Origin of the sequence: Halovivax limisalsi (genome assembly GCF_023093535.1) — an archaeon.
GTDB classification, from domain to species: domain Archaea; phylum Halobacteriota; class Halobacteria; order Halobacteriales; family Natrialbaceae; genus Halovivax; species Halovivax limisalsi.
Map to the genome: position 1 here is coordinate 603,660 of NZ_CP095757.1, position 14,285 is coordinate 617,944.

Annotated in this window: 12 protein-coding genes; 5 read left to right on the forward strand and 7 right to left on the reverse strand. The window is 69.2% G+C overall.

All coding sequences use genetic code 11. The features are described 5' to 3' along the window. Positions 1–13 precede the first annotated feature (13 nt). The 5 genes from MXA07_RS02575 to MXA07_RS02595 form a co-directional block, all read right to left on the reverse strand. A complete protein-coding gene (locus tag MXA07_RS02575; protein WP_247730494.1) occupies positions 14–2,203 on the reverse strand; it encodes a transglutaminase TgpA family protein in 2,190 nt (729 codons plus the stop codon). Further along, positions 2,196–3,260, reverse strand: coding sequence for a DUF58 domain-containing protein (locus MXA07_RS02580; RefSeq protein ID WP_247730495.1), 1,065 nt, complete (start codon positions 3,258–3,260; stop codon positions 2,196–2,198). The genes MXA07_RS02575 and MXA07_RS02580 overlap by 8 nt, the downstream gene beginning before the upstream one ends. Beyond that, entirely contained in the window at positions 3,257–4,240 is a 984-nt protein-coding gene (locus tag MXA07_RS02585; protein ID WP_247730496.1) for an AAA family ATPase, read from the reverse strand. The genes MXA07_RS02580 and MXA07_RS02585 overlap by 4 nt, the downstream gene beginning before the upstream one ends. A gap of 221 nt (positions 4,241–4,461) precedes the next feature. After that, positions 4,462–4,656: a cold-shock protein gene (locus tag MXA07_RS02590; protein ID WP_247730497.1), complete on the reverse strand. Its 195-nt coding sequence runs from the start codon at positions 4,654–4,656 to the stop codon at positions 4,462–4,464. 120 nt (positions 4,657–4,776) lie between these two features. After that, positions 4,777–5,118 (reverse strand): DUF7573 domain-containing protein, encoded by a 342-nt coding sequence (locus MXA07_RS02595; RefSeq protein ID WP_247730498.1) that lies wholly within the window; start codon positions 5,116–5,118, stop codon positions 4,777–4,779. A 127-nt stretch (positions 5,119–5,245) separates the two neighbouring features. Between MXA07_RS02595 and MXA07_RS02600 the strand changes: the two genes are divergently transcribed. After that, positions 5,246–5,440, forward strand: a complete 195-nt coding sequence (locus tag MXA07_RS02600) for a DUF8024 family protein (RefSeq protein ID WP_247730499.1) — start codon at positions 5,246–5,248, stop codon at positions 5,438–5,440. A 16-nt stretch (positions 5,441–5,456) separates the two neighbouring features. Here MXA07_RS02600 and MXA07_RS02605 read toward each other — a convergent pair whose 3' ends face one another. Together MXA07_RS02605 and MXA07_RS02610 are read right to left on the reverse strand one after the other, a co-directional pair. Then, a complete protein-coding gene (locus tag MXA07_RS02605; protein WP_247730500.1) occupies positions 5,457–6,569 on the reverse strand; it encodes a 5,10-methylenetetrahydromethanopterin reductase in 1,113 nt (370 codons plus the stop codon). Next, positions 6,566–7,405, reverse strand: coding sequence for a coenzyme F420-0:L-glutamate ligase (locus tag MXA07_RS02610; RefSeq protein WP_247730501.1), 840 nt, complete (start codon positions 7,403–7,405; stop codon positions 6,566–6,568). Before MXA07_RS02610 ends, MXA07_RS02605 begins: the two co-directional genes overlap by 4 nt. Positions 7,406–8,628: 1,223 nt before the next feature. Here MXA07_RS02610 and MXA07_RS02615 point away from each other — a divergent pair. The 4 genes from MXA07_RS02615 to MXA07_RS02630 all read left to right on the forward strand — a co-directional run bounded on the left by MXA07_RS02615 (position 8,629) and on the right by MXA07_RS02630 (position 14,248). Beyond that, positions 8,629–8,874 (forward strand): antitoxin VapB family protein, encoded by a 246-nt coding sequence (locus MXA07_RS02615; protein ID WP_247730502.1) that lies wholly within the window; start codon positions 8,629–8,631, stop codon positions 8,872–8,874. A gap of 100 nt (positions 8,875–8,974) precedes the next feature. Next, positions 8,975–10,423, forward strand: coding sequence for an eIF2B alpha/beta/delta subunit family protein (locus MXA07_RS02620; protein WP_247730503.1), 1,449 nt, complete (start codon positions 8,975–8,977; stop codon positions 10,421–10,423). Positions 10,424–10,675: 252 nt separating this feature from the next. Next, positions 10,676–12,481 carry a translation initiation factor IF-2 gene (gene infB / locus MXA07_RS02625; RefSeq protein WP_247730504.1) on the forward strand — a complete coding sequence of 602 codons (1,806 nt, stop codon included), beginning with the start codon at positions 10,676–10,678 and terminating at the stop codon, positions 12,479–12,481. Positions 12,482–12,808: 327 nt separating this feature from the next. Continuing rightward, a complete protein-coding gene (locus MXA07_RS02630; RefSeq protein ID WP_247730505.1) occupies positions 12,809–14,248 on the forward strand; it encodes an alpha/beta hydrolase in 1,440 nt (479 codons plus the stop codon). The last annotated feature ends 37 nt before the right edge of the window (positions 14,249–14,285 follow it).

Genomic DNA, 14,285 nt, shown 5'->3' on the forward strand with positions numbered 1-14,285 from the left:
CCCGCGTCGTCGATCACCGTTTGCCGACGCCGCGGATCGGCCGGCGCTCGGCGACCAGCTCGTCGACCGCCCGGATCGCCTCGTCCGCCGCGGCACGATCGACGCCAGGACCGAACGTCGCCCGTTCGCGGATCTCGGCGACCCGGTGGACGCGCTCGTCGAGGTCCGCCGACTCCGAGAGCGCCTCGAGGTACGCCCGGTAGGATTCGGCGGGCGCCCGCGGTCGGTGGGTGGCTGCGAGGAAGTACTCGAGACGTTCGTAGGCGCGCTCGGCGTCGGCCGCCGGCGACTCCCCGGGCCGCTGCCGGTAGAGCCGATAGAGCCGACCCAGCCGCGCGAACGCGCCGACGTGGCGCATGCCCGCGAGGGCGCCGAGCAGCCCGATCCCGGTTACGGCGAGCTGTTCGCGCGTCGGGAGCGGGATCGAGAACCCCTCGTCCGAGTCGTCGTCGGGCGGGGCGTCGTCACCGTCGCCCGGATCGGCCTCCGGGGCGGTCTCGTTCTCCTCGGGTGGGTCGGGCTGTTCCGGCACCGCGACGTCCTCGCTCTCGTTGGTGTCGACGTTGGACTCGTCGTCTTCCCGGGCGTCCGCGAGTCGGTCGGCGTGGGCGGCGTCCCGGTCGTCCATCGGCGTCGGTTCGAACGCGACCCAGCCGTGATCGGGGAAGTACACCTCCGGCCAGGCGTGGGCGTCGAGACCGCGGACCACCCACGTGTCGTCTCCGACCTGCTGACCCTCGGTGTAGCCCGTCGCGTAGCGGGCGGGGATCCCCTCGCTGCGCAGCATCTGGACCATCGTCGTCGCCGCGTAGACGCAGTAGCCCTCGTCCATCTCGAGGAGGTAGGCGGACGCGACGTCGCCGTCCGGTCGCTCCACGTCGAGCGAGTAGTTCTTCGACCCGCGGAGGTGTCGTTCGATCGCCCGGGCCGCGTCGTACGGCGTCGCCGCGTCGCCGACGATCTCGGCCGTTCGCGCCTCGAACTCGCCCGAGACGTCCTCCGGCTGTTGGAGATACCGGGTCTCGATGTGATCGGGATAGTCCGTCCCGGCCGCTCGCATCGCGTCGGGCGACGGGTCGATGACCGCGCTCGTGACGGTGTACTGATCGTCCTCGTACAGCGTGATCGACGGGCGAACCTGGCCGTGGTCGGTCACTTCCAGGTACTCGCTGACCGACCCCTCGACTGCGAGGGGCGACGCCGCCGCTGGCGTCATCCGGACGGGCGTCTCGACGGTGACCTGCTGGGTAATCGTCTCGTAGTCGCCCGGCGGCGGATCGAGCCGGCCGTCGTACGGCCGCGTCTCGCCGGTTCGAACCCAGCTGTCGCCGGCGTAGCGATCGTAGACCGCGCCGCGCCAGTAGGCGGGCCGGTCGCTCTCGATCGTAAAGCGCACCTCCGGCGAGAGGTCGACGCTGCCCGTGATGGTCGAGCGCTCGGGCGTGGTGGCGGTGCTCCCTTCGAGGGTCCCGGCGCCCGCGCCGGGGACGCCGCCGGCGTTCGCGGCGTCGCCGGGGACGAGCGAGACGGACAGCGAGAGCACGATCATCACGGCGACCAGGACCACCAGCAGGTCGGCCTGCCCGACGGTTCCGCCGTGGCGTTCGAGCTCCCCGAAGGCGACCGTTCCGAGCCCGGCCAGGACGCCGACCAGGGTCAGCCACGTGCTCGCGTCGCCGGTGAGAACCAGGAATCCGAGGGCGAGCCCCGCGGGGACCGTCGCCAGGGCGTAGCGCCGCCTGAGCGCCAGGTACCAGGTGAGAAACGTCGGCACGGGAACGTACGCGAGCGCCCAGGTGCGCGCCTCGACGATCCGGATCAGTTCGACGCCGGTCGCGAGCCCGAGGGCGTCAGACAGCGCGAGTTCCAGCGCCGCCATCGCCGTCGCGGCCGGCACGCCGGCGGCCTCCATGTAATAGGCGAAGCCGAGGACCGCGGCGCCGACGCCGAGACCGACGGCCAGGCGCTCGCCGATCGTGAGCGCGGCGACGGTCCCGACCAGCACGGAGCCGACCGCGACGGCCCAGAGCGTCCGGGTTCCGCCGACGAACCGCGTGATCTCCATGAGGACCCGGACGACCGTCCCCGCGAACGCGAGCGAGCAGCAAAGCGCCGCGACCCTGAGCGCGACCGATCCGTCGGTGGCGTCGAGGGCGAGTTCGCGCCTGGCCCGCCCGGTCCAGGTTCCGGGCGCGCTACTCATGCGACACCCCCGTCGACGGCCGTGCCCGGCCGCGGCGCGAATCGGTCGCCCGATCGGTTGCCGGCGGCGACTCGCCGCCCTCCGTCGCGTACTGACAGAGCCGCTCGAACGCGACCGACTCTCCGTCGAAGTCGACGACGATTCCGTCCGGACCCGCCTCGACGACGATGTCGCCGGCGGCAACCCGGTCCGGATCGGTCGATCCCGCCTCGAACAGGGCGAGCGCCCGGAACGCCTCGTCGCGGCGATCCGGCGTCACCGTCAGTTCGACCCCCGGCAGGACCAGCACGACCCCGACGTCGTGATCGAGCAGGTGGTCCACCAGCGTCGCGGTCGCCGCCGCCAGGTCGTCCCCGTCGCCGGCTGCCCCGGCGGCGACGAGCGTGACGCGGTCGAGCCCGTCGTCGGCGACGAACTCCTTGACGACGAGCTCGCCGTCCGGTCGCTTCGCCGCCGACTTCCAGTGGACGTCCCGGAGCGTATCGCCGCGCTGGTACTCGCGCAACCGGTCGAAGACGGCGCGGTCGAACTCGCGGGCGGTGTTGGCGTACTCGCTCAGGCGTCGCCGGGCCGCCGGCGTCAGCTCGTAGACGGGCGGGTAGACGAGAATGGACCCCCGACCGTCGACGGTATACTCCCGGCTGAACAGCCCGAAGAGGTCCGTGACGGAAATCGACAGGGGTCCGACCGACCGCTCGCCGCGCGCGAGCAGGCGAACCGAGTACGTGATCGTCGTTTCGCCGTCCAGCACGCGCTCGAAGCGGTTCGTCGACGCGTCGAGCCCCGCCCCGATCTCGTCGCTCAGCGTCGCCGTGACGCCCCGATCACTCTCGACGTCGACCGTCACCGGCCGCGTCTCGCCGACGTAGCCCGCGCCGACGGGTCGACGGCGGACGGTCGGTCGATCTACGAGCGCGACGCTCCCGGCGCCGGCGACGGTGACGACGACGAGCGGGGCGACGACCGCGTTCAGCGATCGCGGACCCCACTGGGCGGACAGCGCGAGGACCGCGCCGATCGTGACGAGCACCGCGAGTCCGCGTCGGGTCGGTCTCATTCGACCGGGACGTCCGACAGCGCCGCGTCGACGATCGATGCGCCGTCCTCGGACTGACTGCCGGTCGGCGCCCGGACGCGGTGGGCGAGCGTCTCGGGTGCGACCGTCTGGACGTCGGCCGGGACGACGTACGACCGGCCTTCGGCGACGGCGTGGGCCTGGGCCGCCCGGACGAGCGCGATCGACCCGCGGGGACTGACGCCGATCTCGGCCCGGTCGCGGGTGTAGGCCGCCAGGCGGGCGGCGTACTCGCGGATCGATTCCTCGACCGTCACGGACGCAACCGTCTCCCTGGCGCGGAGGATCGCCGTTCGGTCCACGACCGGATCGAGCGACTCGATGGGGTGGTGGGCGGCGGTCCGGTCGAGCATCTCGGACTCGGCCTCGACGGAGGGATAGCCCAGCGAGAGCTTCTTCATGAAGCGATCGACCTCAGCGAGGGGAAGTTCGTACGTCTGGTTGGGCTCGACGGCGTTCTGCGTCGCGATGACCGTAAACGGTCGCGGGAGCGTCCGGGTCTCGCCGTCGACGGTCACCTGGCCCTCCTCCATCGCCTCGAGCAGGGCGCTCTGGGTCTTCGGCGGCGCGCGGTTGATCTCGTCGCCGAGGACGACGTTGCCGAAGACGGGGCCGGGCTTGAACTCGAACGCCTGGCTCCCCTGGTCGTAGACGTTCGCGCCCGTGATGTCCGCGGGCAGGAGGTCGGGCGTAAACTGCACCCGACTGAACTCGCAATCGATCGATCGCGCCAGCGCGCGCGTCAGCATCGTTTTGCCGACGCCGGGGACGTCTTCGACGAGGACGTGCCCGCGTGCGAGGACGGCCGTGACGATGGCCCGGATCGCCTCGTCGTTGCCCACGATGACCGATCGGACGTTTCGCTCGACCGATTCGACGAGCGACGCCGCCTCGTCGACGGTGAGGGCCTCTGCGGGTGCGTCTCGCGTCTCGTTCAATCCGGTGGTGTCAGATCGCGTCATGGAGGTGTATCACACTCGAATACCCGATATGCAGAGGGTAGCGGGTTCGTTGGTACCACCCTCGCGTCGCGTCCAAATAACCTTTGGGTTACCGAAAGTGGCCGTTTGAGCCGCGAGAACGTCCCGTCCGGTTCCGCCGACCGTCGTCGAGGGCGGGCCCCGACCGGAGCCGCCGCTCGACGCGCGAGTGTCCGGAAAACGATGCCTCCACCGGATCCGGCCTACAGGCGCTCGACGTTGGACGCGCGCGGGCCCTTCTCGGCCTCGACGATGTCGAACTCCAGTTCCTGACCCTCCTCGAGGTCAGGACCGCCGATGTCCTCCATGTGGAAGAACACGTCCTCGTCCGCGTCGTCACTCTCGATGAATCCGTAACCGCCCGTATCGTTGAAGAACGCAACCGTACCTTTCGCCATTGCACCTACACGTGGACGCGACGAACGCATAAATGTTCTGTCGGCGAATTGACCGGTCAGGCTATGCGCGAGCGGAGTCCGCCGCGTCCCCTCCCTCGTCTGGCTGCACCCCCGCGGCCGTCACCACTCGATACAGTCGGGGCAGACGAACCCGTCGTCCGTCCGCCACTGTCGGTCGCTCTCGCGATCGCAGCGGGCGCACGGGCGATCCTGTCCCACTGCGAAGGTGACCGCGGGCCGATCGGCGCTCCTCGACGGTGCGCAGTCCGCATCGCCGGGTGCGGATACTGGCTCGCCTTCCGCACCCGTTGTACGGGTTGAATTCTCGTCCCCGTCGGGTTCCGGATCCGGAGTTGCCGGATCCGATTCGGCGGCTGCGGTGTCCGATTCGACCGCCGATCCGTTTCGGTCCGCCTGGGGTTCCGTCGCGCCGGCGAAGTCCGAGAGCGTCGACCGTTCCACGCGTGAGGGGTCGTGCCCGATCGACATAAATTCGTCCGCTCGACCGACCGGACCGACGGCGGTCGCTCGCCGCCAGACCGTGGCTGCAACCGGCATCGCCAAGTACCGCCGCGCGAAATCGTCGTCCATGACAGACGTCCCGCCACCGACGGACCTCGTCGGACAGCTCAGACAGGCGAACGAACTGTTCGTGGAGATCGCCAGCGGCCAGGGCGCCGCCGTGCTCCTCCTGGCGTGTGGGACGCTGCTGATTGCCGGATCGGTCGCGTTCCTCGGCTACCTGTCGCTGGGCGCCGCCGTCGACGCCGTGACGCCGAACTGACCGCACTGCCGGCCCCTCAGTCGCCCCCGTTTTCCGCACCAGCCGCCGTCTCGAGCGCCGCGGCGGCCGCGTCGATCGCCCCCTCGAGGTCGGGCCCGAGCGGCGACCCGACGACGATGCCGTCGACGTACTCCAGTGCCCGCGCGTAGCGCTCGGCGACCGTCTCGACCGTCCCAGCCACGCAGAAGGCGTCGATCATCGCGGGCGTGACGTGCTCGAAGGCGTCGCCGAGGTCGCCGCGTTCGAGCGCCTCGCTCACCGCCCGCGCGGCGTCGCGGTCGACGTCGTGGCGGTCGAGAACGGGCTCGGCCGCGCCGCCGGCGATGAACGCGACCGGGGGCCGGGCCGCCTCGCGGGCCGCCGCCTCGGTGTCGGCGACGCTCGTGCTCGCGAACGCGAGCGTCCGGAGGGGATCGCGATCGTCGTCCCGCTTCGCGAGCCCCGCTTCGAGCTGCTCGCTCGCCCAGGCGAGATCGCGCGGGTGGGCGGCGTTGATCAGCACGCCGTCGCCGTGGGCCGCGCTCATCCCGAGCATGCCCGGTCCCTGCGCGCCGACGAAGACGGGGACGTCGGCGGGCTCGAGGTTGAGCGAGGCGTCCGCGACGGTCACGGCCCCGTCGTGGGTGACCGTCTCGCCGGCCCAGAGCCGGCGGGCCACCCGCATCGTCTCGAGGACCCGGCGTAGCGGCCGATCGCGCTCGATCCCGAGCGCGGCCAGCGTCGAGCGATCGCCGGCGCCGAGGCCGCAGACGGCCCGCCCGTCGCTCGCCTCGTCGAGCGTCGCCACGGCGGCGGCGAGCGTGGCCGGGTGGGTCTCGTAGGGGTTGACGACGCCCGGGCCAAGCGCGATGTCGTCGGTCGCGTCGGCCATCCGGGCGAGGGCGATCCACGGGTTGCGATTGAAGTAGTGCGAACTGCAGAACGCGGCGTCGAAGCCCGCCGACTCGGCGCGGGCGGCCAGCGACGCGAGCCGCTCGACCGGGTGCTCCGGCGTGAGTTCGATCCCCCACGAGATCCCGTCCGTGGTGGTCGACTCGGTCGTCCGGTCCGATTCGCCCGACCGATCCGTCGCGTTCGAGGACCCCGGTCCAGATTCCTCGTCCGGCGCCCCCGGTTCCTCGCCCGTCATTCGTACGACCACTCCCGCAGCGCCCGTCTGACCTGATCCTTTTCGATCGACCGGAAGAGGGCGTTTCCACCGGTGTGCTCGCCGAATTCGAAGCCGCGGATGACGACGGCCGGGGTGCCGCCGTCGCCCTCGCCGGTGACGAGGTTGGCCGCCGCCGCGAGTTCGTCGACGATCGACTGGACGGTGACGCCGAGTTCGCGCCCGTCGCGGTCGGTCTCGCCCCGCCAGTCGCGACTCGCCGGCAGCCCGGCCCAGCCCAGCGCGACGCCGCGCTGGCCGAGGCGGAACGGCCGCCCGCAGGTGTCCGTGACGACGACGCCGACCTCGTCGACGCCGTCCGGCGGGTCGTCGTCGCCGTGTGCAACACCGTTCGACCGGTCCGCCGCTGCCGGATCCAGCCCGTCGGCGCGTTCGAGCAGTCCCGCCCGGATCGCGGCTGCGCGCTCGCTCGGCCGCTTCGGGAGCAACAGCAGGTCGTGTCCGGGCACGTTCGAGCGGTCGATCCCCGCGTTGACGCAGGTGTGGCCGAAGCGCGTCTCAGTGAGCAGGAACGGCGCCTCGACGATGACTTCCGTGGCCTCCTCGAGAACGGCCTGGGCGAACCGCGGATCCTTCTCCTCGCCCGTAATCCGCTCGAATCGCTCGGCGAGTTCGACGGCCCGCGGGCCGGCCGGGAAGTCTTCGAGATCGGCCGTCCGGCCCCGCGCCTTCGAGACGACCGTGCTCGCGACGGTGACGACGTCGCCGGATTCGAGGGCGGTTCGCTCGGCGATCATCGCGGCGAGGTCGTCGCCCGACCGGATCTCCGGCAAGTCCGGGACCGGGTCTACGTTCATGCCTGAGTCGAGGGGAAGGCGCGTAAAAAGCCCACCGTCACCGGCGACGTGCTGTTCAGAGTAGAGTTGAAGGAGTGCGGCGGTGGCGGTTTCGGTGTCCATGCCGCGAACCACCAGCGGTCCGTACCCCGTGACGAGGTGGTTCGACATCGTCTGCCAGTCGCCCATCTGACGACGGCACGCAGAGACCACGACTGCCGCATCGCCTCTCAGCCGATTCGGTCACTCACCTCTATTTACCCCACGAAAGCGAGGAGAGCCCCTCAAACAGCGGACTCCGTGTCGGGTTGTCTCGGTCAGGTTTCTTCGACCTCGAACGCGACGGCGAGCGGTGTCCGGTCGGCTGCTTGCCCCCAATAGACGAACCGGTACGTCCCGGGGACGAATGCGGTGCAGCGCTCTTAGGGGGCCGGGAAGCCACCTCGTTCGAGTCTGAATTGCCACTCGCGCGTTTTTCCCGACCTCGAGGGACGTCGTTGCGTCATTCCAACTGTAGTCCTCGGAGACTCCGAGTACGGTCGTCCACTCCTCGCTCGAGTTGCGCCACTGGACGGCGAGCCTGTCGGTGTCGTAAATCTCGACTGATGTGTCGGCAGTGTTCTCGAGGGTAGCCGTGACAGGTTCGGGTGGCGTGACGTCGCTTGGGGAGAGGCGTAGTAACAATCCGCTCGGCGCTTGCGATAGAATGGTGCTCGGGAGAGCGTGGTCGATCTCTCGATACTCCGGCGCGCAACCACTGCCGGCGGACTCGGACGATTGGCCGAGTAGTTCCATACACCCAGCGGTGAATACGCCAAGGAGGGCCGCAGTCGATGCTGATGTGAGCAGGGATCGACGCTGCATGCTGTCCATTCTTCGGGCTACCCTTTTATTTTTCCGAACACCCAACTTACAAATGCAACTATCCGGTTCAGGCGTTTATTCGCTCGAAATCGCTGGAGAACTCGAGAAACCCGCAAGCTCTTCGGGTAGCGAGAGACCCCGACACAAGAGGTCACGTGGGATAAAAAGCTAACGTTGAACAGAAGCGGAACTCTCTCGAACCACGCGATTGAGTCTCGGATGTCGAGAGCGCCAGGGCTGTTACCGTAGTGTCGCAAGCCAGACCGCTCAAAGTAGTATCTGAACAGCACCTCGGTGACGCGGGAGAGACGACAAACTGACGAGGCTGGTTCGAATCAGGCGGCAAAACTGGTAAGCAATCACAGATCCCACGTCTGTGTATGTGCGAGCCGGAGCATCGGACCGTCACGCTCACGGAAGACGCGTATCGGCGACTCGAAGACCGCAGACGGCCGGGCGAGTCGCTCTCGGAGACGGTCGAACGAATCGCCGGTGGGCGTTCGCTCCTCGAACTGGCCGGACTCGTCACCGACGAGGAAGCGAGCGCCATGCGTGGTGAGATCCGGAATCGGGACCGGAAATTTCGAGCCCGTCTAGACGCGTTCGTCGAGGAAATCGACCGGTGAACGCCGGGTCGATCCCCACGATTCGTCCGCCATCCGGAATTCCAGGGATCCGACCGTCCTCCGCAATTTCCAAGCATCCCGGCGACTGACGCCTCAACCGATGACCGACGAGAACCGTGCTAACGGTGGTAATTCTGATTCGGACTCGCCGAATCGGGACCACGTCGTCACCGCCTTCCTCCGCAACCGGGGCGAGATCCTGGTCTGCCGGCGTAGCGACGCCGTCGGCACCTACCCCGGTGCCTGGGGCGGCGTCTCCGGCTTCGCCGAGGCCGACCCCGACGCGCAGGTCCGGGTCGAGATCCGCGAGGAGACCGGAATGCCGGACGAGACGGTTTCGTTCGTCCGATCCGGCCGTCAGTTGCCGGTATCGGATCCCGACATCGACCGCGAGTGGGTCGTCCACCCCTACCTGTTCGACGTCGACACCCGCGAGATCGAACTGAGCGAGGAACACACCGAGGCGGCCTGGATCCCGCCGACCGACCTCGCCGTCGGCGATCGCGAGACCGTCCCGAAGCTCTGGGAGACCTACGAGCGCGTCGCGCCGACGGTTCGATCGATCGCCGCGGACGACGAACACGGCGCAGCTTGGTTGTCGATCCGGGCGCTGGCGGTCCTTCGCGACCGGGCGGGCCTGCTCGTCCGCGAGCGTGAATCGGGCCCGGAATCCGTGACCGACACCGAGTCCCACGTCCCCGATACGACCCTGGCCGACGAGCGCGCGGAACTCGCCGACCTCGCCGAGCGGTTGCTCGAAGCCCGGCCGAGCATGGCCGTCCTCCGGAACCGGGTCAATCGGGCGATGGCGGAGGCGGCGGGGACGTCCGGGAACGGGGCGGACGGGTCGGACGCACCGGGCGGGTCGGACGGTGCCGACTGGGGAGCCGAGGCGGTGCTGGAATCGACGATCGCGGGCATCGAGCGCGCCGTCGACGCCGACGCGACCGCGGCCGAGCGGGCGAGCGAGTTCGCGACGGGTCGCGTCCTCACCCTCTCGCGGTCGGGAACCGTCCGCGAGGCGCTGCGGGCCGGCGAGCCCGACCGGTTGTTCGTCGCCGAATCCCGACCTGGTGGCGAGGGCGTCACCGTCGCCGAGGCACTCGCCGACGAAACGTCGGTCACCCTGTGTACGGACGCGGCGGTCGCGCACGTCCTCGCGACGGAGTCGATCGACGCCGTCCTCGCGGGCGCCGATACGATCCTCCCCGACGGGCGCGTGGTCAACAAGACGGGGACGCGGGCCGCGGCGCTCGCGGCGGCGAACGAAGGCGTCCCGGTCTACGCGGTCGCCGCCAGCGAGAAGGTCTCGACGCGGGAGGCGGTCAACCTCGAGTCGGGCGATCGCGAGGCGGTCTACGACGGCGACGCCCCGATCGACGTCGTCAATCCCACGTTCGACGTGACGCCGGCCGCGGCCGTGACGGGGATCGTCACCGAGGACGGCGTGCTCGAGCCGGCTAAGGTGGGTGCTGTCGCGACCCGGCTACGCGAATACGAATCGTGGGAGGGAGATGCGAACGGAGTCGGCCCCGACCCATCTGCGTAACGCCAGTCACCTCGGGCGAAGCGACACACCGAAAGCGATCCGCACCCTACGACCCGTCGGGCGGCGGTGACGAAGCGTTACCCCCACCGAGCCCCGTGTGACGAGGGACTTCACCCGAGCCGCCCGCACTCTCGGGTCGCGCGACGACGGAGGATCCCGTGTCGATTCGCTGAACTCGTGTGGCGACCCGGTGACGATGGGTTTAACTGTCGGCCCGCGGACCTTCGACCAAGAGCTTCTCTGGTGGTTCGCATGTCGGATACAGATACTAACGCCCCCGAAACCGCCTCGCTCCGGACGCCGATCGTCGCCGTGCTCGGCCACGTCGATCACGGCAAGACGAGCCTGCTCGATCAGATTCGCGGCTCCGCCGTCATCGAGGGCGAGGCGGGCGCCATCACCCAGCACATCGGGGCGACGGCCGTCCCGCTCGACGTCATCTCGGGCATCGCGGGCGACCTCGTCGACCCCGCCGACTTCGACCTGCCGGGCCTGTTGTTCATCGACACGCCGGGCCACCACTCCTTCACCACGCTGCGCTCGCGCGGGGGCAACCTCGCCGACATCGCGATCCTGGTCGTCGACGTCAACGACGGCTTCCAGCCCCAGACGATCGAGGCGCTGGACATCCTCCAGCGCTCGGAGACGCCGTTCATCGTCGCCGCGAACAAGATCGACACCGTCCCCGGCTGGAACCCGACCGACGACGCCCCGATCAAACCCACCTACGAGAACCAGTCCGACCGCGTCCGGGGCGATCTCGACGAACGGCTCTACGAGATCATCGGCGAACTCTCCGATCACGGCTTCTCCGCCGACCTCTACTGGCGGGTGCAGCACTTCCAGCGCAACGTCGGCGTCGTCCCCGTCTCCGCCATGACCGGCGAGGGCGTCCCCGACCTCCTGACCGTCATGATGGGCCTCTCCCAGCGCTACATGCGCGAGGAGATGGAGATCGACGTCGCCGGCCCAGGCGTCGGGACCGTCCTCGAGGTCAAAGAGGAGAAGGGCTTCGGGACGACGATCGACATCGTCCTCTACGACGGCACCATCCGCACCGACGATCAACTCGTCGTCGGCGGGACCGCCGACCCGATCGTCACCGACGTCCGCGCGCTCCTCCAGCCCCGCCCGCTCGCGGAGATCCGCACGGAGAGCCGCTTCGAGCAGGTCGACCAGGTCGACGCAGCCGCCGGGATCAAGGTCGCCGCGCCCGATCTCGCCGAGGCGATGGCCGGCGCGCCCGTCCGCGTCGTCCGCGATCGCGACCTCGAGGACGTCATCGACGAGGTCCGGGCCGAACTCGCCGAGATCGCCGTCGACACCGAAGAACAGGGCGTCGTCGTCAAGGCCGACACCCTCGGCAGCCTCGAGGCGATGGCCGACGCCCTCGGCGACGCCGAGATCCCGATCGTCCGCGCGGAGGTCGGCGACGTCGCCCCGCGGGACGTCTCGGTGGCCTCCACCGCCGAGGATCCGAAACGGCAGGTCATCCTCGGGTTCAACGTCGACGTCCTCGACGACGCCGAGCGCCGCGCCGAGATCGACGACGTCCGCATCTTCACCGACGACGTCATCTACCAGCTCGTCGAGGGCTACGAGGAGTTCGTCGCGGACCTCGAACGCGCCCAGCAGGACACCGTCCTCGAGAACATCACTCGCCCCGCCAGGTTCCGCGTCCTTCCCGATCACGTCTTCCGCCAGAGCGACCCCGCCGTCGTCGGCGTCGAGGTCAACGCCGGCACCCTGCAGAACAACGAGTCCGTCGTCCGCTTTACGGGCAACGACACCGAACGCGTCGGCCAGATCAAGGGTATCCAGGAGCAAGGCGAGGACGTCGACGAGGCCCGCGCCGGCACCCGCGTCTCCGTCGCCATCGACGGCCCCACCGTCGGCCGCCAGCTCCACGAGGACGAAGAGCTGTGGATCGAACTCCCCGAGAAACACGCCAAGATCTTAGAACAGGAACTCGCCGAGGAGATCCCCGCCGACGAGCGCGAAGCGCTGAACATGTACCTCGACAACCACCGCAAGCGCGACCCGTTCTGGGGGAAATAACACCACCAACCTTTTGCGCTGCGTGCGGTCGCTACGCGACCGCACTCGGCAAAACGTTGATGAAAAGCGCTCCTCCCTCCGTTTCGTGACGCTACGCGTCACTCCACATCGGTCGTCGGCCCGCTCGCTCACTTCGTTCGCTCACGGAACTAGAACTAGTCTACCCCAGCCTTTCCCCGTTGGCAGGCGGTTCGGCCAGAACCGCCTGCCAGGCCATCGGGTTAACCGATTGGACGTTCGATTTCACGTTCGGTTCGAAACCGGGTGACGGCGACGTGCCGTGCGAAACCCGAACGCCTAAATCGGCAGTAGTGTTAGATAGTAAATATGAACGTGGTCGAACGTCGATCGCTTTTTCGGACCGTTGCGGCGGGTACAATTGCGGGCCTGGCCGGGTGTGTCACCGGATCCGATGGAAGCGACGGAGCCGGCGACGAGCCGAACGAAACCGACGGTGATGGTGGGACGGACGGCGACTCGAACGAATCCGACGGCGACTCGGCTGTCGACGAGGGGGTCGAACCGAGCACGCTTGAGCGCAGGGCCAGGGAGTTCGTCGAACGGCTCGATGCGGGCGAGACGGATGCGGCCTACGAGTTAGTGACGGAGTCGTTCGCATCTCAGTTGCCGCCGGGGGAGATGGAATCGTTCTGGGAGACCCAGATTCGGCCGGCCGGTGATCTGGAGGGGTTCGCTGCGGTGGAGTTTCGGGGCCACCGGGACGACGGACTGGCTGTCGTCGTCGCTCGCGGGCAGTTCAGCGAAGCGGCGATTCGGTTCGAGTACGCGTTCGCGGAGGGCGACATCGCCGAGTTCGTCGCGCGGCCGGGCGGCGAGTGGACGCCGCCGTCGTACGCGGACGAATCGGCGCTGTCCGAACGCGACCTGACGCTCGAGGCCCCCGACGACTGTTCGATCGGCGCGACGCTCACTCGTCCCGCGTCGGACGCTGGCGGACCGGGAATCGTGCTGGTCCACGGCAGTGGCGATCAGGATCGCGACGAGACCGCCGGCGCGAATCGGACCTTCAAAGAACTCGCGTGGGGCCTCGCTACGCAGGGGATCACCAGCCTCCGGTACGACAAACGGACCGTCGCCTGCGACGTCGACCGGACGGCGGCCACCGTCGACGACATCATCGTCGACGACGCCGTCGCGGCCGTCGAGCGACTCCGCGGAACGGACGGCGTCGACGACGTGTTCGTCGCCGGCCACAGCCTCGGCGGGAAATTCGCGCCGCTGATCGCCGAGCGGAGCGACGCGGCGGGCGTGATCATGCTCGCCCCGTCCGGCGTCCCGGTCCACGAGGCGATCGTCCGCCAGCAACGCCACGTTCTAACGCTCGACGGCAACCTGTCGGAGGCGGACGAAGACGCACTCGCCGACGTCGCGGCGCTCGCCGAGCGCATCCGGACGCTCGACATCGGCGACGACGAAGTCATCGACATCGCCGGCGGGCGCGGCCGCCCCTTCTGGCGGACGCTGCAGGCATACGACCACACCGCGACCGCCGCCGAGCTGGACGTCCCGATCCTCCTCGTCCAGGGTGGCCGGGACTACCTCGTGACCGTCGAGGACGACCTCGCCGTCTGGGAGGACGCCATCGGCGACGAACCCAACGTCCGGATCGAGGTGTTCGACGACCTGAACCACCGATTCCAGCCCGGAACCGGGCAGTCGAGCCCTGCGGAGTGGACGGCCCCCGAGAACCCCGTCGACGAACGCGTCGTCGAGGCGGTAGCCGACTTCGTCAGAGACAGTCGGTAATCCGACCGATGGGTACGTCCCGTCGAGCGGGATCTGC